Origin of the sequence: Klenkia terrae, from assembly GCF_900491935.1 — a bacterium.
GTDB classification, from domain to species: Bacteria; Actinomycetota; Actinomycetes; order Mycobacteriales; family Geodermatophilaceae; genus Klenkia; species Klenkia terrae.
On record NZ_UEXK01000012.1, the window covers coordinates 1 to 1,426 of the forward strand.

The window sequence follows — 1,426 nt, forward strand, 5'->3', positions numbered from 1 at the left end:
GTCGACGCCCCCACCCTCGCCGAGCGCCTCGGCAACAACTCGGACCCGGACCCCACGCTGATCGATGTCCGCACACCGTCAGAGTTCGAGGCCGGCCACATCCCCGGCGCGGTCAACGTCCCCCTGGACGAGCTGAAGGGCTCGCTCGACGAGCTCCGCACGGTCCTGGACGACCACCACGACGTCGTCCTCGTCTGCCGCTCCGGCGCCCGGGCTGGCCAGGCGCAGGAGGCCCTGCAGGCGGCTGGCCTTTCCTCCCCCGCCGTCCTCTCCGGCGGCATCGTGGACTGGGAGAAGACCGGCGGCACGGTGAACCGCGGCCGCCAGAGCTGGGAGCTCGAGCGCCAGGTCCGCCTGGCCGCCGGATCCCTCGTCGTCGCCGGGATCGTGGGCAGCACGGTCGCCCCCAAGGCGAAGTGGCTGTCCGGCTTCGTCGGCGGCGGGCTGGTCTTCGCCGCCGTCTCCAACACCTGCGCCATGGGCATGGCGCTGGCGAAGATGCCGTGGAACAAGCGGGGCGCCCGCGCCACCGGCTCGGCGCTGGACCAGCTCACCCGGAAGCGGTGACCCGGTGCTGATCGCGCTCACCGTCGCACTGGCTGTCGTCGTCGGAGTCACCCTGGGGCTGCTCGGCGGTGGCGGCTCGATCCTGATGGTGCCGCTGCTGGTCTACGTGGCCGGCATGGACGCCAAGGAGGCGATCGCCGCCTCGCTCGTGGTCGTCGGCGTCACCGCGGCGGTGAGCGTGGTCGGCCACGCCCGCGCCGGGCGCGTCCGCTGGCGCACCGGCCTGCTCTTCGGGGCTGCCGGCATGGCCGGCGCGCTGGCGGGCGGGTTCGTCGGCGGCCACCTCCCCGGGCAACTGCTGATGATCGCCTTCGCCCTGATGATGGTCGCCACGGCGGTGGCCATGCTGCGCGGCCGCCAGGACGTCGACCCGGCCAAGTCGCACTCCGAGCTCCCCGTGGGCCGGGTACTGCTCGACGGCGTCGTCGTCGGCCTGGTCACCGGCCTCGTCGGCGCGGGCGGCGGTTTCCTCGTCGTCCCGGCGCTGGCCCTGCTCGGCGGGCTGCCGATGGGCGTGGCCGTGGGCACGTCCCTGCTGGTCATCGCCATGAAGTCCTTCGCCGGGCTGAGCGGCTACCTGGCCACCGTGTCGATCGACTGGGCCCTCGTGGGTGCGGTCACCGTCGCCGCTGTCGTCGGGAGCCTGCTCGGGGCCCGGGTGGTCGACCGCATCCCGGCCGATGCGCTGCGCCGGGCGTTCGGGTGGTTCGTCCTGGCCATGGGCGCCTTCGTGCTCGTCCAGGAGGCACCGGACGGCGCGCGGCTCCCGGCACTGATCGCCGTGCTCGGCGTGGCCGCAGCGATGGGGACCTGCACGGCGTTCGTGCCGCGCTGCCCCCTCCGCCACGCCGGGATCGTC

Annotated in this window: 2 protein-coding genes; both read left to right on the plus strand. The window is 74.2% G+C overall.

Translation table 11 applies throughout. From position 1 onward, the window contains the following. Positions 1 to 567, plus strand: a 567-nt coding sequence (locus LFA75_RS23625) for a rhodanese-like domain-containing protein (RefSeq protein ID WP_225236160.1), incomplete at its 5' end; no start/stop codon positions are given. Between the two features lie 4 nt (positions 568 to 571). Further along, positions 572 to 1,426, plus strand: an 855-nt coding sequence (locus LFA75_RS23630; RefSeq protein ID WP_225236161.1) for a sulfite exporter TauE/SafE family protein, incomplete at its 3' end; no start/stop codon positions are given.